The organism is Streptomyces umbrinus (assembly GCF_030817415.1).
GTDB classification, from domain to species: Bacteria; Actinomycetota; Actinomycetes; order Streptomycetales; family Streptomycetaceae; genus Streptomyces; species Streptomyces umbrinus_A.
In genome coordinates, this window is the sequence record NZ_JAUSZI010000002.1 from 2,111,711 (window position 1) to 2,128,981 (window position 17,271).

General features: G+C 72.0%; 14 protein-coding genes and 1 pseudogene. 12 read left to right on the forward strand and 3 right to left on the reverse strand.

Annotated elements, in window-relative coordinates; translation table 11 throughout:
- Positions 1-154 precede the first annotated feature (154 nt).
- The 7 genes from QF035_RS09985 (at position 155) to pcaDC (ending at position 6,748) form a co-directional block, all read left to right on the forward strand.
- Complete coding sequence (locus QF035_RS09985; RefSeq protein WP_307519688.1) at positions 155-949, forward strand: CoA transferase subunit A; 795 nt, start codon at positions 155-157, stop codon at positions 947-949.
- On the forward strand, positions 949-1,608 hold the full coding sequence (locus QF035_RS09990; RefSeq protein ID WP_307519689.1) for a CoA transferase subunit B: 660 nt from the start codon (positions 949-951) through the stop codon (positions 1,606-1,608). Before QF035_RS09985 ends, QF035_RS09990 begins: the two co-directional genes overlap by 1 nt.
- Positions 1,605-2,807, forward strand: coding sequence for a thiolase family protein (locus QF035_RS09995; protein ID WP_307519690.1), 1,203 nt, complete (start codon positions 1,605-1,607; stop codon positions 2,805-2,807). Before QF035_RS09990 ends, QF035_RS09995 begins: the two co-directional genes overlap by 4 nt.
- Positions 2,808-2,815: 8 nt before the next feature.
- A complete protein-coding gene (gene pcaH / locus QF035_RS10000) occupies positions 2,816-3,586 on the forward strand; it encodes a protocatechuate 3,4-dioxygenase subunit beta (protein WP_307519692.1) in 771 nt (256 codons plus the stop codon).
- A gap of 2 nt (positions 3,587-3,588) precedes the next feature.
- Positions 3,589-4,152, forward strand: coding sequence for a protocatechuate 3,4-dioxygenase subunit alpha (pcaG, locus tag QF035_RS10005; RefSeq protein ID WP_307519694.1), 564 nt, complete (start codon positions 3,589-3,591; stop codon positions 4,150-4,152).
- A 74-nt stretch (positions 4,153-4,226) separates the two neighbouring features.
- Positions 4,227-5,603, forward strand: coding sequence for a 3-carboxy-cis,cis-muconate cycloisomerase (gene pcaB / locus QF035_RS10010; RefSeq protein ID WP_307531023.1), 1,377 nt, complete (start codon positions 4,227-4,229; stop codon positions 5,601-5,603).
- On the forward strand, positions 5,600-6,748 hold the full coding sequence (gene pcaDC / locus QF035_RS10015) for a bifunctional 3-oxoadipate enol-lactonase/4-carboxymuconolactone decarboxylase PcaDC (RefSeq protein WP_307519696.1): 1,149 nt from the start codon (positions 5,600-5,602) through the stop codon (positions 6,746-6,748). Before pcaB ends, pcaDC begins: the two co-directional genes overlap by 4 nt.
- Positions 6,749-6,846: 98 nt before the next feature.
- On the opposite strand, the gene QF035_RS10020 is transcribed toward pcaDC, so the two are convergent.
- Positions 6,847-9,537, reverse strand: coding sequence for an ATP-binding protein (locus QF035_RS10020; RefSeq protein WP_307519697.1), 2,691 nt, complete (start codon positions 9,535-9,537; stop codon positions 6,847-6,849).
- 503 nt (positions 9,538-10,040) lie between these two features.
- On the opposite strand from QF035_RS10020, the pseudogene QF035_RS10025 reads away from it, so the two are divergent.
- The 3 genes and pseudogenes from QF035_RS10025 to QF035_RS10035 form a co-directional block, all read left to right on the forward strand.
- A pseudogene (locus QF035_RS10025) lies at positions 10,041-11,051 on the forward strand (MFS transporter); the annotation flags it as partial.
- A 4-nt stretch (positions 11,052-11,055) separates the two neighbouring features.
- Positions 11,056-12,258, forward strand: coding sequence for an anhydro-N-acetylmuramic acid kinase (locus QF035_RS10030; protein ID WP_307519698.1), 1,203 nt, complete (start codon positions 11,056-11,058; stop codon positions 12,256-12,258).
- 54 nt (positions 12,259-12,312) lie between these two features.
- Positions 12,313-13,275 (forward strand): DUF2510 domain-containing protein, encoded by a 963-nt coding sequence (locus tag QF035_RS10035; protein ID WP_307519699.1) that lies wholly within the window; start codon positions 12,313-12,315, stop codon positions 13,273-13,275.
- A 181-nt stretch (positions 13,276-13,456) separates the two neighbouring features.
- Here QF035_RS10035 and QF035_RS10040 read toward each other — a convergent pair whose 3' ends face one another.
- A complete protein-coding gene (locus tag QF035_RS10040; protein ID WP_307519701.1) occupies positions 13,457-14,080 on the reverse strand; it encodes a TetR/AcrR family transcriptional regulator in 624 nt (207 codons plus the stop codon).
- A 247-nt stretch (positions 14,081-14,327) separates the two neighbouring features.
- Here QF035_RS10040 and QF035_RS10045 point away from each other — a divergent pair, with 247 nt between their 5' ends.
- Entirely contained in the window at positions 14,328-15,194 is an 867-nt protein-coding gene (locus tag QF035_RS10045) for a phosphatase PAP2 family protein (protein ID WP_307519703.1), read from the forward strand.
- Positions 15,191-16,195, forward strand: coding sequence for a DMT family transporter (locus QF035_RS10050; RefSeq protein ID WP_307519704.1), 1,005 nt, complete (start codon positions 15,191-15,193; stop codon positions 16,193-16,195). Before QF035_RS10045 ends, QF035_RS10050 begins: the two co-directional genes overlap by 4 nt.
- Before the next feature lie 98 nt (positions 16,196-16,293).
- Here the strand turns inward: QF035_RS10050 and QF035_RS10055 are convergent, their stop codons facing one another.
- The gene (locus QF035_RS10055) at positions 16,294-17,208 is read right to left on the reverse strand and encodes a phospholipid scramblase-related protein (RefSeq protein ID WP_307519706.1); all 915 of its coding nucleotides are present in this window, start codon (positions 17,206-17,208) and stop codon (positions 16,294-16,296) included.
- Between the last annotated feature and the right edge of the window lie 63 nt (positions 17,209-17,271).

The window sequence follows — 17,271 nt, forward strand, 5'->3', positions numbered from 1 at the left end:
CTTGTCTCGCCGTGTGTCGAGACTCTGAGCTGCTGATTCCTTGGGGGTCTTGACGGTCCGGCGTTCGAATGGCAGCGTGTTTGAAACCTCGAAGAAATACTCAGTGCCCTGACTAATCGGGCCGCTGACGCTCGGCAGAGATGAGGCTTCGCAGATGGACAAGGTGGTCGCCACAGCCGCCGAGGCAGTGGCCGATGTGCCCGACGGCGCGACCCTGGCGGTCGGCGGTTTCGGGCTCAGCGGTGTGCCGAACGTGCTGATCGAGGCGTTGTACGAGCGCGGGGTCTCCGGCCTGGGCGTGGTCTCCAACAACTGCGGGGCGATGGAGTCCGGCCTGGCGGTGCTGCTGGCGGCGGGCCGCATCGCCCGGGTGACCGGCTCCTACATCGGGGCGAACAAGGAGTTCGCGCGGCAGTATCTGGCCGGTGAGCTGGAGGTGGAGATGATCCCGCAGGGCACGCTGGCCGAGCGGCTGAGGGCCGGCGGCGCCGGGATTCCCGCGTTCTACACGCCGGCCGGGGTGGGTACGCAGGTCGCGGACGGCGGGCTGCCCTGGCGCTACGACGGCAGCGGCGGGGTCGCGCTCGCCTCGCCGCCGAAGGAAGTGCGGGAGTTCGACGGTACGGAGTACGTGCTGGAGCACGGGATCCGTACGGACTTCGCACTGGTGCGGGCGGCGAAGGGCGATCGGCACGGGAACCTCGTCTTCAACAAGTCGTCCCGGAACTTCAACCCGCTGGCCGCGATGGCCGGGCGGTTGACGATCGCCGAGGTGGAGGAGCTGGTGGAACCCGGCGAGATCGACCCGGACGCCGTGCATCTGCCGGGAATCTTCGTGCAGCGGGTTCTCGCGCTCACACCCGAGCAGGCGAACTCCAAGCTGATCGAGAAGCGGACGGTCTCGGCCCCCGTCACGAGGGAAGCCGCAGAGGGAACGGTGACTGCGTGATGGCCTGGAGCAGGGAAGAGATGGCCACCCGCGCCGCGCGCGAGCTTCACGACGGCCAGTACGTGAATCTCGGTATCGGTCTGCCGACGCTGATCCCCAACTACCTCCCGCCGGGCGTGGAGGTGATCCTGGAGTCGGAGAACGGGATCCTGGGCACCGGCCCGTATCCGACCGAGGAGCAGGTCGACCCGGACCTGATCAACGCGGGCAAGGAGACCGTCACGGTCCTGCCCGGCGCCTCCTACTTCGACTCGTCCCTCTCCTTCGGGATGATCCGCGGCGGGCACATCGACGTCGCCGTGCTCGGCGCGATGCAGGTGTCCGCGGGCGGGGACCTGGCGAACTGGGCCATCCCCGGCAAGATGATCACCGGGATCGGCGGCGCGATGGACCTCGTCCACGGCGCCCGTACGGTGATCGTGGTGATGACGCACACCGCCAAGGACGGCTCGCCGAAGATCCTTCAGGAGTGCGCGCTGCCGCTGACCGGCAAGGCGTGCGTCAACCGGATCATCACCGACCTCGGCGTCCTGGACGTCACCGACGAAGGGCTCGTGCTCGTCGAGACCGCGCCCGGCGTCACCGTCGCGGAGATCGTCGCCAAGACCGCCGCGAAGGTCCGTATCGCAGACGAGCTCATCGAGGAGATCCAGTCGTGAAGGACGTCTACATCGTCGACGCGGTCCGCACCCCGTTCGGCAAGTACAGCGGGTCGCTGGCATCCGTGCGCCCGGACGACCTGGCCGCGCACGCCATCCGTGAACTCCTCGCCCGTACACCGGAGTTGGACCCGTCCCGGATCGAGGACGTGTACTTCGGCAACGCGAACGGCGCCGGTGAGGAGAACCGCAACGTCGCCCGCATGGCCGGACTGCTGGCCGGGCTGCCCACCTCCGTACCCGGGGTGACCGTCAACCGGCTGTGCGCCTCCGGCCTCGAAGCGGTCATCCAGGCTGCCCGCGCCATCGCGGTCGGGGACGCCCACGTCGCCCTCGCCGGCGGCGTGGAGTCGATGAGCCGCGCCCCCTACGTGCTGCCCAAGAACGACAAGCCATTCCCCTCCGGGCACACCGAGATGTACTCCACCACGCTGGGTTGGCGGATGGTCAACCCGAAGATGGACCCGCAGTGGACCATCCCGCTGGGCGAGTCCGCCGAACTCATCGCCGACAAGCACAAGATCAGCCGCGAGCAGCAGGACGAGTACGCGCTCGGCAGCCACCAGAAGGCCGCCCGGGCCCAGGCCGACGGCCTGTTCGACGCCGAACTCGCGCCGGTGCCGGTCCCGCAGCGCAAGGGCGACCCGCTGGTCTTCGGCGCCGACGAATGCGTACGGGCCTCGACGTCGCTGGAGGCGATGGCCAGGCTCAAGCCGTCCTTCCGCACCGAGAACGGCACGGTCACCGCGGGGAACGCGTCGCCTCTGAACGACGGCGCCGCCGCCCTGCTCCTGGTCGACGAGGAGGGCCTGCGCGCCACCGGCCGCGAACCCCTCGCCCGCGTCTCGGCGACCGGTGTCTCCGCGCTCGACCCGGACTACTTCGGACTCGCCCCCGTCGAGGCCGTCAACCGCGCACTCGCCAAGGCGGGCAAGGGATTTGACGACCTGTCAACTCTTGAACTGAACGAGGCGTTCGCCGCCCAGGTCCTGGGCTGTGTCGCCGAGTGGCCCGAGTTCGACCCGGCGATCCTCAACCCGCAGGGCGGTGCCATCGCGCTCGGCCACCCGCTGGGCGCGTCCGGTGCCCGGCTCGCCGGGACCGTGGCGCACCAGCTCGCCCGCAAGGGCACCGGGGTCGGCGTCGCCACCCTCTGCATCGGCGTCGGCCAGGGCCTCGCCCTCGCACTGGAGCGTTAGGAACTCTCATGGCTCTCACCCAGTCGGACATCGACATCGAGATCAAGGATCTCCAGGACACGTACGACAAGGCGGTCGCGGGCGGCGCCCCGGTCCTGAACCACCCGGGGCGCGACTACGCCCCGTACCGCAGCTCGCTCCTGCGCCACCCCAAGCAGCCGCTGGTCGCGGTGAGCGGAGGCGACCCGGAGGCGGTCGAGCTGTCGGGGCCGGTGTTCGGGGTCACCGACATCACCGAGCACGACAGCGATCTGACCCTCCAGCACCGGGGCGAGCCGATCGGCGAGCGCATGACCGTCTCGGGCCGGCTGCTCGACCGCGACGGACGTCCCGTGCGCGGCCAGCTCGTCGAGATCTGGCAGGCCAACGCCGCCGGCCGGTACGCCCATCTGCGCGAGCAGCACCCGGCGCCGCACGACCCCAACTTCACCGGTGTGGGACGGACCCTGACGGACGATCAGGGCCGGTACTCGTTCACCACGATCAAGCCGGGCCCGTACCCGTGGGGCAACCACACCAACGCGTGGCGGCCCGCGCACATCCACTTCTCGGTGTTCGGCACGGCGTTCACCCAGCGGCTCGTGACGCAGATGTACTTCCCGAGCGACCCGCTGTTCCGCTACGACCCGATCCTCCGGTCCGTGACGGACGAGGCGGCCCGGAACCGGCTGATCGCCGCCTACGACCACGACCTCTCGCGGCCCGAGTTCTCGATGGGCTACGCATGGGACATCGTCCTCGACGGTCCCTCCGCCACCTGGATCGAGGAAGGCCGTTGAGCATGGCCGAGCGACTGCTCCCCACCCCCTCCCACACCATCGGCCCGTTCTACGGGCACGCGCTCCCCTTCCCGGGCGGCGCCGAGGTGGCGCCCCAGGGCCACTCCGACGCGATCACCCTGCACGGGTACGTGTTCGACGGCGCGGGTACGCCGATCCCCGACGCCCTCCTGGACTTCTGGCAGGCGGCGCCCGACGGCTCGCTGAGGGGCGCGCCCGGCTCGATGCGCCGTGATCCGTCGACGGGCGGGTTCGTGGGCCGCAACGGCGTCGACTTCACGGGCTACGGGCGGGTCCCCACGGACGCGGACGGGCACTACGCGCTCCACACGCTGCCGCCGGGCAACACCGGGCTGCCGTACATCAGCGTGTGCGTGTTCGCGCGCGGTCTGACGCACCACCTCTTCACCCGCGCGTACCTCGCCGACGGCGCGGACCCGCTGCTCGACTCGCTGCCGGCCGAGCGGCGCGCCACGCTGATAGCAGCCGAGGGCACGAACCGGACGTACCGTTTCGACATCCGCCTTCAGGGCGAAGGCGAAACGGTCTTCCTGGAGTTCCAGTGACAGCTGCCGCCCCTGCCGATCCCGGCGATCCCACCGGTTCGGGCGATCCCGTCGGTCCCGGTGACTCCGTCGTTATCGGTGATTCCGTCGGTCCCGGTGATTCCGTCGGTTTCGACGCCGGTCTGCTCGCGCCCGGTCGTACGGGCTCGCCCGCCGAGTCCGCGACCGGCGACCGGGCCTTCCTTCAGGCGCTGCTCGACGCGGAGGCGGCCCTCACCCGCGCGCAGGCCTCGCTCGGCCTCGCCCCGGCCGAGGCCGCCGACGCCGTCACCGCGGCGGCCGACGCGGCGCGCTTCGACGTCCGCGATCTGGCGCTCCGCGCGCGAGGCGGCGGCAACCCGGTGATCCCGCTGGTCGCGGACCTGACGGCGGCGGTCGAGGCCGTCGACACCGAGCACTCCCCCTATGTCCACCGGGGCGCGACCAGCCAGGACATCATGGACACGGCCGCCATGCTGGTCGCCGCCCGGACACTGGACCTGGTCCTGGCGGACCTCGCCCGTACGGAGATCGCGCTGGAGCGGCTCGCGCGCGAGCACCGGGACACGGTCATGCCGGGGCGCACCCTCACCCAGCACGCCGTGCCGACCACCTTCGGGCTGAAGGCGGCCGGCTGGCGGTCGCTGGTACTGGATGCCAGGGACCGCGTCCAGGCCGTACGGGACCGGCTCCCGGCCCAACTCGGCGGCGCGGCGGGCACGTTGGCGGCCTTCACCGCGTACGGCACCCCGGACACGGGCGCCCTCGTCGAGGCGTACGCCCGTGAACTGGGCCTCGCCGCACCGGTGTTGCCCTGGCACACCCTGCGCACCCCCGTCGCCGACCTGGCGGGAGCCCTCGCGTTCACCGCGGGCGCCCTCGGCAAGGCGGCCACGGACGTACTCACCCTCGCCCGTACGGAGATCCGTGAGCTGAGCGAGAACACCGGTGGCGGTTCCTCCGCCATGCCCCACAAGGCGAACCCGGTGCGCTCCACCCTCGTCGCCGCGGCGGCCCGCCGGGCGCCGCAGCTCGCCGCGACGCTGTACGGGTCCCTGGCCGCCGAGGACGAACGGCCCGCCGGTGCCTGGCACGCCGAGTGGGAGCCCCTGCGCGACCTGCTGAGGCTGGTCGGCGGGGCCGCGCGCGACACGGCCGAGCTGGCCGAGGGACTGCGCGTCCACGCGGACGTGATGCGCGCCCATCTGGACCTCACCCACGGCCTGATCGTCTCCGAGCAGCTGTCCGCCGAGCTCGCGCGGGTGCTCGGACGGGCCCGCGCCAAGGAACTGCTCACGCAGGCGGCGCGACGGGCCACCACCGAGAACCGGCCGCTCGTGGAACTCCTCGCCGAGGAGCCCGAGTTGAAGGGGCCCGAGTCGAAGGACCTCGACCTCGCGGCCCTCACCGACCCGGCCCAGTACACCGGCTCCGCCGGAGCCCTCACCGACCGTGCCCTGGAGCGAAGTTGAGCACCCGACAGCCCCTTTCCGACGGCACGTCGCTCCACCACCGCGCCGAGGGTCCCGTAACCGCTCCCCCGCTTCTCCTCGGTCCGTCCCTCGGCACATCGACAGCTCTGTGGGACAAGGTCGCGCCCGAACTGTCCGTCACCCACCGGGTCGTGCGCTGGGACCTGCCGGGCCACGGCCACTCCCCCGCAGGACTGATCGGCCCCGGCGCGACCGTCGCCGATCTCGCCGCACTGGTGCTCGCGCTCGCCGACTCGCTCGGCCTCGACCGGTTCTCGTACGCCGGTGTCTCGCTCGGCGGCGCGGTGGGGCTGCATCTCGCCGTCCATCACCCGGAGCGGGTCGAGCGGCTCGCGGTGATCTGCTCCTCCGCCCATTTCAACGGCTCCAAGCCGTGGGAGGAGCGGGCCGCGCTGGTCCGTGAAGAGGGGCTGGCCGAGCTCGCCAAGAGCGCCGACTCCCGTTGGTTCACGCCCGGTTTCACCGTTCCGGAGCTGGTCGAGGACCATCGGACGGCGGATCCGGACGCGTACGCCGCCTGCTGTGACGCGCTCGCGGCCTTCGACATCCGGGAGCGGCTGCCGGAGATCGGCGCGCCCACGCTGCTCGTCACCGGGCGCGAGGATCCCGCGACGCCGCCCGCGCATCTGCGCGAGATCGCCGACGCGGTGCCCGGTGCCGCGCTCGTCGAGATCCCGGGGGCCTCGCACCTCGCGCCCGCGCAGTGCCCGGAGGCCGTACTCACCGCGCTGCGCGCGCACTTCGACGGCGGCGCCAAGCGGGGCATGGAGGTACGCCGCCAGGTGCTCGGCGACACACACGTCGACCGTGCCCAGGCCCGGCAGTCGGAGTTCACGGCGCGGTTCCAGGACTTCATCTCGCGGTACGCGTGGGGCGAGATCTGGACGGATCCGACGCTGGCGCGCCGCGAGCGCAGCATGATCACGCTGACCGCGCTGGTGGCGCACGGCCACTACGACGAGCTGGCAATGCACGTCCGGGCCGCCCGCCGCAACGGGCTCACGCCGGAGGAGATCGGCGCGGTGCTGCTGCAGACCGCCGTGTACTGCGGGGTCCCGGCGGCCAACTCGGCGTTCGCCGTGGCCCAGCGGGTGCTCGCCGAGGAGGACGAGGCGGCCGGCTGAGCGGCTGCCCGGGCTGCCGCGCCACCGGGCGTTCGACGCCCGGCGCGCCTGGCATCCGCCCCGTTGGACACCCGGTCACCGACCCGTCCGCCCCTCGGTCACCGGGGACGGGGCACCAGACCCGTGTGCAGTGCCAATGCCTCCCGGGCCCTCGTCACCAGGCCGTCCGCGCCACAGGTCCGCGCCAGTGCGAGCCCGCGCGTCAGCTCCGTGACGGAGTGGGACGCGATGCCGTACTCGACGCGGGCCGCCGCGTGTTCGTAGGCACAGGGGGACGCCTCCAAGTAGGCCACGGCCTGGGCGAGCAGCGTGACCGAGCGCCGGCCGGTCTCCAGAGCCGCGGCGCACCGCAGGGCCTCTCCTATCGCGCTGTCCGTGCCGAAGCGTTCGGCCTGGATGCGGGCGTCGGCCGCCACCTCGGCGGCGCGCCGCGGGTCGGCGACGGCGAGGGTGCGGGCCAGATCTCCGGCCCAGGGCGCCATCACCGTGTTGTGGCCGCCGCGGGCCGCGGACCTCTTCTCGGCGGTCTCCAGCTCGTTCACGCCCTCCTCGACGCGGCCGGTGGCGATCAGCAGGCGGCCCCTTATCGAGTGGGTGTCCGGCAGGACGGTCGTGGACGGGTGGGGCGGTTCGAAGGAGTACCGCTCGGCGATCTCCTCGGCCGCACCCACGTGGCCGCGGGCGAGCAGCGTGTCGATGAGCATGCACGCCGCCGACCAGTGCATGGGCAGACCGTCGCCCACCCGGTCGGCCAGCCGGAGTGCCTCGCGCAGGGACTCCTCCGCGTCCACGAGGCGGCCCCGTCTGCGGAGCACGTAGCCGCCGAAGGCGTGCGCGACGGCCAGATGGCCGCCGCTCCACCCGGCGTGCTCGTACGTGCGCTGGGCCTCCGTGAAGAGGCTCTCGGCGCGGTCGAGGCGGTCCGCGAACGCGTAGGAGATGCCGAGCATCATCAGGAGCTCGAAGCTCCACTCGGTGTCGGTCCAGCCGAGGCCCGGCGCGAGGCGGCCGTTGACGAGGGCGCGGTCGCAGTGCTCGACGACCTCCTCGGCGTTCTCCCCGCGGGTCATCCCGTCGAAGGCGCGCAGGATGAGCAGGGCACGCTCGGAGTTGTCGCGGCCGGTGAGCGGCTTGACGAGCTCGGCGAGGCGGCGGGAGCGGCCGGGCGCGTCCTCCTCGGCGACGTGGACGCCCTCCCACATGTAGTGCACGGCCTGCAGGCGCATTCGGGCGGGACCGGGCTGGAGCCGGTCGGCCTCCGCGTCGACCGCGGCGACGGCCTCCTCCGGCTGGTCGTTGTGGATGAGGGCGGAGGAGAGCCGGCAGACCGCGTCGACCCGCAGCTCCTCCTCCAGACCGTGCAGCGTGAGTGCCTGCCGCAGGTGCCCGATCGTCGTCGCGGGCGAGGTGAGGAGCGTGGCGCAGCCCAACTCGTAGAGCACGCGCGCGTGGACCTCCGGAAGCGGCGGTTCCAGCAGGGCGCGCTCCAGACAGCGGCGGGCCGCGTCCGGGGCTCCGACGGCGAGGTGCTCGCGGGCGGCCTCGCGCATCTGCTCGACGAGTTCGGGGTCGTCGTCCGGATGTACCTCGAGAAGGTGGCGGGAGGCCGCGGCGGCGCCGAGGCCCGACGCGGTGACGACCGAGGCGGCCACCCCGTGCATGGCGGTGCGCAGCGCGTCCGGGATCGAGCGGTAGACGGCGGTGGCGATGAGCGGGTGGACGAACTCCAGGTCCCCGTCCTGGACTTGACCGGTCGTCTGGTCGGCCTCGGTGAGGATGCGCGCCGCGCCGAGGAGCGCCGCACAGCGCTCCGCCTCGTCCCGCGGCATTCCGGCGAGTTCGGCCGCCAGTTCCAGGGAGATCTGCGTGCCGAGGATGGCCGCCGCCCAGGCGAACCGGGTGGCGTCCACGCCGAGCCCTTCGAGCCGGTCGACGAGTCCGCGGCCGCGCGCCGAGCGGTTCAGCGCGCGTAGTTCCGAGGCCGACTCCTCGACCGGTTCGAAGTCGCTGTCCTGGACCTTGGCGAGGAGCTCCACGGTCTCGTACGGGTTGCCGCCGGTGACGGCCCACACCTCGCGGCAGAACGGGACGTCGGCGTGCGCGCCGAGCGTGGCGCGGGTGAGTCCGGCCGTGGCGTCCGGGGTCAGCGCGCGCAGAGAGGGCATCGGGCCGGCCAGGGCGCCGACGGCGTCGAGGTGGCGGGCGCTGTCGCCGGTGGCGTCGCCCGGGCGGCGGGCGACCAGGACGAGGACGGGCAGGTCGTCGAGGCGCTCCGCGAAGGCGGCGAGCCAGTGCAGGCTCTCCTGGTCGGCCCAGTGCGCGTCGTCGACGAGCAGCACCAGCGGCCACTCGCGTCGGGCGAGCCTGCGCACGGCCGCGACCAGGCCGTCGCACACGCCCTGCGGGTCGGCCTGGCGGTCGCTCGATTCGGCGATCCCGAGGGCGGGTCCCGCGATGTCGTACCAGTCGCCGAAGTACTCACGCGCCTCGTCGGGCATCAGCGCCACGAGAGCCGGCTGCAGCAACTGCCGTACGACGTTGAAGGGAACGGACGTGATGGTCTCGCCACCGCGTGCCGACCACACCGTGCATTTGCGTGTCTCCGCGATCCGGCGCGACTCGGCGAGCAGCGCGGTCTTGCCGATGCCCGCCTCTCCGGTGAAGACCAGCAGGCTGCCCGAGGCCGAACCCGCGCACAGCGCGTCGACGGCCTCCGCGACCGCGGCGATCTCCGCGTCGCGCTCCCAGAGGGGTGCCGAGGCGGCCGTTCCCGGCCGTGCCTCCGTCATCCCGCTACCTCCCCAGGTCGCCCAAACGACGTACAGACCTTGAGCCTAGCCCTCCGGAAGGCACGATGGAGCCTGGTCGGGACACCTGCTGCGGTGACGGGTGACGTCGGGGCGCGAAGACGACGGACGGGGCCGCCGGCCAGCGCGCGCGGGTCAAGGTTATTGACTGTCAACCAGCGTGAACTGAAACCACTCTTCAACGTCGACGGACAGGGCGACGACTCCGGGAGGAACCCCATGAACGTCACCGAGCCCGCCAGCTGGGCTCTGCGGGAGCACCTGTGTCAGGCGCTTGCAGGGCCCAGCTGGCGGGCTCGGTAGGCAACTTCATCGATTGACCTCCTCCCCCCGCTGAAGCGGGAGGATTCCAACCCGGCGGGTTGAGGTTCACGGACGCTCGCCCACTGGTGTGGTGTCGTCCCTCCGGCAAGCCCTGCCGCGACGCCCCTTCGCGGGGCGGCAATAATGTACCAGGCGCTCCGCAGCGTCCGGTGCCGGCCGTGGTGGTCCTCCTGATGACAGGCGCCGCGACACTGATCGGCGTGCTGCCCACGTACGACACGGTGGGTGCCCTCGCGCCCTGGCTGCTGACCTTTCTGAGGGTCCTTCAGGGACTGTCCGCGGGCGGGGAGTTCGGGGGCGCGGTATCGGTGATGACGGAGTTCGCGCCACCGGGCAGGCGGGGCCTGTACGGGTCGTGGCAGTCGTTCACGGTGGCGCTGGGGCTGCTGGGCGGAGCGGGAGTGGCCGCGCTGCTGGCGACCGTGCTCACTGAGGGGCAACTGGGCGACTGGGGCTGGCGGTTGCCGTTCCTGCTGACGCTGCCGATGGGGCTCGGGGCGCTGTGGCTGCGCCTGCGGCTCGACGAGACGCCGTCCTTCGAGTCGCTCCGGGAGGAGCCCCTGCCCGAGCGGCCCCCGGGGCGTGAGGTGGCGAGGGCGATCGCGCTGGGCGCGGGTCGCATCATGGGCTGGGCGGCGGCCGGCTACACGTTCCTCGTCGTGCTCCCCTCGTATCTGCAGAGCTCACTGAACGCCACGTTCCAGCAGGCCCTGGTCGCCACCGTCCTCGCCAACCTGGGCTTCGCGGCCACGATCATCCCGGCGGGCCTGCTCAGCGACCGGATCGGCCGGCGGCCGGTGATGCTGACGGGCGCGCTGCTGGTCACCGTCCTGGCGGTGCCGCTGCTCAACCTCCTTCAGAACACGGGCACTTCGAACGCGGTGAAGGGCGGGGCCGTGTTCGTCGCGGGCGCCGTCGTGGGGCTGATGGCGGGCCCGGGCCCCGCGATGCTCTCGGAGATGTTCCCGACGAGCGTCCGCTACACGGGGCTGGGACTCGCCTACGCCCTGTCCAATGCCGTGTTCTCGGGGTGCGCGGGCCTCATCATCACGGAGACCATCAAGCGGACGGGCAGCGTGGACATCCCGGCGTACTACGCGGCCGTGACGTGCGCGGTGAGCGTGCTCGCGCTTCTGACACTCCGCAAGGAGCCGGTACGGCAAGGGAGTTGAGCGGGTGCGGGTGATCGGCCTGATGTCCGGCACGTCGTACGACGCGATCGACGCGGCGGCGGCCGACCTGCGGCTCGACGGGGACAGCCTGGTGCTGCGGCCCCTCGGCATGGTCGGCGAGACGTACGACACCGAGGTGCGCGAGGCCCTCGCGGCGGCGCTGCCTCCGGCAGCCACGACCCTCGCCGAGGTGTGCCGCCTGGACACCCTCATCGGGCAGGCCTTCGCGGCGGCCGCCCTCCGCGCCGACCGTGAACTGTGCGGCGGACGGGCCGAGTTGGCGGCCTCGCACGGTCAGACCGTCTACCACTGGACCGACGGCGGGCGGGTGTGCGGCACCCTGCAGATCGGTCAGCCCGCCTGGATCGCGGAGGCCACCGGGCTGCCCGTGGTCGCCGACTTCCGACCACGCGACATCGCCGCCGGTGGCCAGGGGGCGCCCCTGGTGAGCCTCTTCGACCTGCTGTGGCTGCGCGGCAGACCTGGCACCCCGGTCGCGCTGAACCTCGGCGGCATCGCCAACCTGACCGCGCCCGACGGCACCGCCTTCGACACAGGTCCCGCGGGCGCGCTCATCGACGCGGCCGTCCGCCACTTCACCGGCCGCGCCTACGACACGGGCGGCGCGCTGGCCGCCCGGGGCAGGGTCCACGAGCCGCTCCTGCGCCGGCTCCTCGACGAGCCGTACTACGCGCTGCCCGCGCCGAAGACGACCGGAAAGGAACTGTTCCACCGGGACTACCTGCTGGCGGCTCTGGCAGGCCTCGCGGACCCGGCCGCTCCGGCCACGGCGGCCGATCCGACCGCTCCGGCGGACATCGGCACTCCCGCGCACCAGGACGTGATCGCCACCGTCACCCGGCTCACCGCGCGCACGGTCGCGGACGCCGTCCGATCCGTGCGGGCCACCGAGATCATCGCTTCGGGCGGCGGCACGCGCAATCCCGTCCTCATGGCGATGCTCGCCGAGGAGTTGCCGGGGGTACCGCTGCACACCTCCGACGCACTGGGCCTGCCGTCGGCGGCGAAGGAGGCGTACGCGTTCGCCGTCCTCGGTTTCCTGACGCTGCACGGTCTCGTGGGCACCGATCCGAGGAGCACCGGGGCCCGGCACCCCAGCGTGCTGGGCTCGGTGACACCGGGGCGGGACGGGCTGCCACGGGTGCCCGGGGGCTTGAAACAGCCGGTGCGGCTGGTGATTGGGTGAAATGAATCCGGATCCTCTCATCCGGCTTTCACTCGCGCCTCATACGGTGGACCCATGACGCAGGCGACTCCCCCCGGCTGGTATCCCGATCCCGGGCAGACAATTGACGGCCCCGCCACGCAGCGCTGGTGGGACGGTAGGACATGGACGGACCAGACCCGCCCCGCGGAGTCCGGCGCCATTTGGGGTCCTCCGGCGTTCTCACCGGGCTCTCCTTATCCGGGCGCGCACCCCGGCGGCCCACGGCGCAAAGCACGTACGGCGATAGCCGTCGCCGTCGCCGTGGCGGTCCTCGCCGGCATCGGCGGCGGGGTGTACGCGCTGACCTCGGACGACGGCTCGGACGACACCAATTCGACCAACACCCAGCCGGTGCCGACCCAGCCGGGCGGCCCGCAGGGACAGGACGGCGGCGGTCAGGGTGGCCCCGGCGCCCCGGAGGGCGGCGAGTCCGAGGTCCCGCAGCCGCTCCCGTCCGAGGAGGGCTACGCCACGGACCCGATCAACGGCATCAGCCTGCCCGTGCCCGACGGCTGGAGCGGCTCGACCATCCAGGTCGGCGCGCAGGTGACGACCAAGGGCTCCTACAAGTGCCCCGGCGACACCTCGGAGGAGTGCAGCCTCGGCGGCGCCTACTCGGCTCCCGCGCTCGCGCTGGAGCTCAAGGCCACCACCGCCGAGGCCGCCGCCAAGGAGGACATCGCCAAGAACGCCGAGGAGTCCTACGGCGGCAAGAGCTACGGCAAGATCACCTCGCACGACGAGCTCTCCTCCAAGGCCGTGACCGTGGCCGGGCAGAAGGGCTACGCGGTCCGCTGGAAGGTCGTCACGAGCAAGGGCGACGACGGCTACGTCGAGTCGCTCGTCTTCCCGGCGCCCTCCAACTCCAAGCAGCTCGTCGTCGTGCGCTTCGGCATCGATGTCAGCTCCAAGGCCCCCGAGCAGTCGGTCATCGACGAGATCACCAAGGGCATCAAGGAGGCCGCGGGCGGCGGCGGCAACGGACAGAACGTGTAGGACGTGCAGGACGTACGGCGGTCAGGGCTCCGGGGCCCTGACCGGACACCAATCGGCCGGGTGGGGCGCCTCTCCGCTCGAGAGGAACCCCACCCGGCCGGGGGGTGCGCGCCGCCCCCGTCCCCACGGTGCGGCGCGAGCAGGTCACCGTCCAGTCATCCCATGGACGGCGGCCTGGGTCTCAGGTGGTGTCCGACAGTCCCAGGGCCGGCAGCAGGGCCACGTCCACATAGCGCAGGAGGTACTCCGCGTCCGCGGGGCACCCCTCCAGGAGGGGACGGACGCGGAGCACGCCGAGCAGTTGCGCCGGCACGAACTCCAGCACCGGATGGTCGGCTCCGACCTCGCCGCGTTCGACCGCGCGCCGGACCATCCCGCGGAGCGCCTCCAGTTCGGGCTCCACCAGTGCGTCGCGCAGCGCGCGCTGCAGTTCGTCGTCCTGCATCACGGACTGCCCGAGCGCCTGCAGCAGCCTGGTGTCCTCGTCCGACCGCTCACCAGCCGTGCGCGCGACCGCGCGCAGGTCCCCGGCGAGCGAGCCGGTGTCGATACCGATGAACTTGGGACAGTGGTTGGCCCGCAGCGCGGCCGCCACGAACTGCGGCTTCGTCTTCCACTGCCGGTAGAGCGTGGACTTGCTGCACCGGGTGCTGGAGGCGACGCCCTCCATGGTCAGCGCGTCATAGCCGCACTCGCGGATCTGGTCGAGCACGGCGTCGAAGAACTCCTGCTCACGCTGGGGCGTGATCTTGGAGCGGCGCGAGGCGACGACCGTCTCCGGTTCGTCGGCTGCCTGGGACGTCATGGCTCTTCTCCTCGCTGGTCTCCGCGGCCCCCTGCGGGCCCGCTCCCCGTGTGCTTTCCAGTGTGGCCCTCGACCGGCCCTCAGTGTGGCGTAAGTCCTATCGATACGCCAGTGTACCGGAACGCGAACGTATCGGTACACTGTCGTATCGATGAGCCTTGGACAGGACCCACCCCCGTGTCGAGTGGATCCCCTCCTGGGCTCACCACGCACCAGCACGACCAGAACGTCAGCAAGGGGGCCGGGGATGGAAAGCCGATCCGAGCCTGCAAGAGAAGGGGAGGCCGCGATACGGCGGCCGCCCCTCGTCCGTGAGCTCCTGCTCGTCGTGGGGCTCTTCCTCGTCTACAAGCTCGGCCGGCAGCTGGCCACGGGCCACACCGGTGAGGCCCTCGACAACGCGCACCGGGTCTGGGACCTCGAACGCTTCCTGCGTCTGCCCGGCGAAGGCGACGTGCAGTCGGGGCTGCTGCACGGCGACACCCTCGTGCACGTCGTCAACACCTACTACGCGACCGTCCACTTCCCCGCCACCGCGGCCTTCCTGATCTGGCTCTACCTGCGGCGGCCCGGGCACTACGTGTGGGCCCGCCGGGTACTGGCCGCGGTCACCGCCGCCGCCCTGGTGGTGCACCTCACGTTCCCGCTCGCCCCGCCCCGCATGCTCGCCGCGACGGGCCTCGTGGACACCGGCCAGGTGTACGGGCCCACGGTGTACGGCGCCTCGCCCGAGACCGACTCGCTGTCGAACCAGTTCGCGGCGATGCCCTCGCTGCACTTCGGCTGGGCCCTGATGGTCGCGATCGGCCTGATCGCCGCGACCCGGTCCCGGTGGCGATGGCTCTGGCTGCTGCATCCGCTGGTCACGCTGCTGGTGATCGTCGGCACGGCGAACCACTACTGGCTCGACGCGATCGTCGCGGCCGCGCTGCTCGGCATCGCCCTCGCCGTGATCCGCGTACCGCGCCGGACGGCGGCACCGACGGCGCCCGCCCGGGAGCGCGTGGGCGCCGGCGGCTCCGTACCGGAAGGGCCGGGGGCACCGGACGGATCCGGCGGGCCGGGGACACCCGGCGCGCAGGACGCTCCGGAGCTCGTGGGAGCCGGACGATGAGCGCCACGCTCGTCGCCGTCGTCCTGTCGCTGTTCTCGGCCGTCGCGTACGCCGCCGCGGCCGTGGCCCAGCAGCGGCTGGCCGCACGGACCCCCGACTCCGGGGTGCTCCGGCTGCTCGGCAGCGGTGCCTGGTGGTGGTCGGTGGGCCTCAACGCGTCGGCGGCGCTGCTGCACGTGGCCGCCCTCAAGTACGGACCCCTCACGCTGGTCCAGCCGCTCGGCGCGCTCACGCTCGTCGCCGCGGTGCCGCTGGGCGCACGGATGGCGGGGCGGCACGTCACGCTCGTCGAGTGGCGCGGTACGGCGCTGACGCTGGCCGGGCTCGCGGCGCTGCTGGTCACGGCGTCAGGGCCCGCGCCCGACGATGTGCTGAGCGTCCCGCAGGCGCTGGCCGTGGCGGGCACGACCGCGGCCCTCATCGGCGTACTGGCCAGGCCGGGCACCCGCCCCGGGCTGCGGCACGCGACCTCGTCCGGATTCGCCTCGGGTGTCGCCTCGGCGCTCACGCAGACCGTCACGGTCGCCGCGACGGACCGCTCGGAATCCCTGCTCAGCGGACAGGTGATCGTGGTCACGCTGCTGGTCGCCGCCTTCGCGGCGGGCGGGCTGCTGCTTTCGCAGACCGCCTACAAGGGCGGGCTCGGCGCTCCCCTCGCGGTGGTGACGCTGGCCAACCCGATCGCCGCCGCGGTGATCGGCCTCTCGCTGCTCGGCGAGCGACTGCAGGGCGGCGCGGCGGGACTGCTGCTGGCGCTGGCCGGGGCGGCGGTCGCGGCCTGGGGCGTGGTGACGCTGTCGCGCTCCACGCCGGTGCCTTCGGCGATGGAATCCCCGACGGCGGAACCCCTGACAGCAGCTCCGGCGGAGCCTTCGACGGAGACCTCGGTGGACGAGGAGCACCCGGTGGCCGCGGTTCTCGCCCTGGAGCCCGGATCGGCCTTGAACGAGCCGTCGTTGCTGCCGCGGCAGCCGAAGCCCGAGCGCCTCACCCCGCTGTAGGCCACGGCGGAACGCACGACGGAATGAGGGAGGGCGGCCGCGGATGTCCGCGGCCGCCCTCCCTCACGACGCTCACGACGAACTGACGAACCGATTCGTCAGCCAAGCCCTCGGCTGTCCTGCTTGAGTGCCGTGTCGACGGTCAGCGCCGTCGCTATCACGAGGCTCAACAGGGGCTCGGGAAGCTGGTAGTGCAGCTGCAGGACGTAGTTGTCCGCAGTCGTGAACATCGTCTTGGCGAGGCCTTCCCAGGTCTTGGTGATCCGGGCGACCTCGTTGTCGGCGTGGTCGACGATCGAGAAGTTCCAGGCGCGCCAGTTCTCCGCCTTGATCGCGCCGACCTGCTTGTCGTCGACCTTGATGGCGAAGTTGATCTTCCCGACCATGTTCTGCTGGGCTATCTCACCGACCGGCGAACCGTCCGGACGCGCCACGAGCACCCGCGACTTCATGAACTTGCGGGGCCGGGTCAGCAACAACTGCGGCTGACCGTACGCGTCGCGGATCTCCAGCTTGTGCGTCATGAACTGGTCGAGGCTCGCGAAGAAGCGCAGCACCTTCTTCAGCGCGCCCTGTCCGACCTGCACCACCGAGCCGAGCTGGTTGCCCTGCTGGTCCATGACCTTGTACTCGTTGGTCAGCTCGATCAGCTTGGCCTTCTGGTTCACCACCAGGACCGGCTCGGTGAACAGCGTGCCCCCGCCGGCGGCGTTCGGTGCGACACCGGCCTGCTGATGCACCTGCTGCTGCACGCGCGGGTCGAACCCTCCCGCCTGCTGCGGAACCTGCTGCACCGGCTGCTGCTGCACAGGGTGCTGCTGCGGCTGCTGCTGCACGTGAGGGTGCTGCTGCGGCTGCTGCGGCATGTGCTGGACCGGCTGCGCGGCCTGAGCCTGCTGCTGGTCCTGGTTGGTGTGCTGGGTCCACTGAGCACCGTCCCAGTAACGCAGCGTCTGGGGCGCACCCTGAGGATCCGGGTACCAACCTGCAGGAGTGTTCGAATGCGTGGTCACCGGGGCACACTACCCCGGGCCCGCCAGAACCTGACCAGTCCGTGCGATGTGGGACTCATCGCA

Bases quoted from the DNA above. Each gene is read 5' to 3' on its own strand.
- QF035_RS09985 (WP_307519688.1), top strand. From the start codon at position 155: ATGGACAAGGTGGTCGCCACAGCCGCCGAGGCAGTGGCCGATGTGCCC.
- QF035_RS09990 (WP_307519689.1), top strand. From the start codon at position 949: ATGGCCTGGAGCAGGGAAGAGATGGCCACCCGCGCCGCGCGCGAGCTT.
- pcaH (WP_307519692.1), top strand. From the start codon at position 2,816: ATGGCTCTCACCCAGTCGGACATCGACATCGAGATCAAGGATCTCCAG.
- pcaG (WP_307519694.1), top strand. From the start codon at position 3,589: ATGGCCGAGCGACTGCTCCCCACCCCCTCCCACACCATCGGCCCGTTC.
- QF035_RS10020 (WP_307519697.1), bottom strand. From the start codon at position 9,537: ATGACGGAGGCACGGCCGGGAACGGCCGCCTCGGCACCCCTCTGGGAG.
- QF035_RS10035 (WP_307519699.1), top strand. From the start codon at position 12,313: ATGACGCAGGCGACTCCCCCCGGCTGGTATCCCGATCCCGGGCAGACA.
- QF035_RS10040 (WP_307519701.1), bottom strand. From the start codon at position 14,080: ATGACGTCCCAGGCAGCCGACGAACCGGAGACGGTCGTCGCCTCGCGC.
- QF035_RS10045 (WP_307519703.1), top strand. From the start codon at position 14,328: ATGGAAAGCCGATCCGAGCCTGCAAGAGAAGGGGAGGCCGCGATACGG.
- QF035_RS10050 (WP_307519704.1), top strand. From the start codon at position 15,191: ATGAGCGCCACGCTCGTCGCCGTCGTCCTGTCGCTGTTCTCGGCCGTC.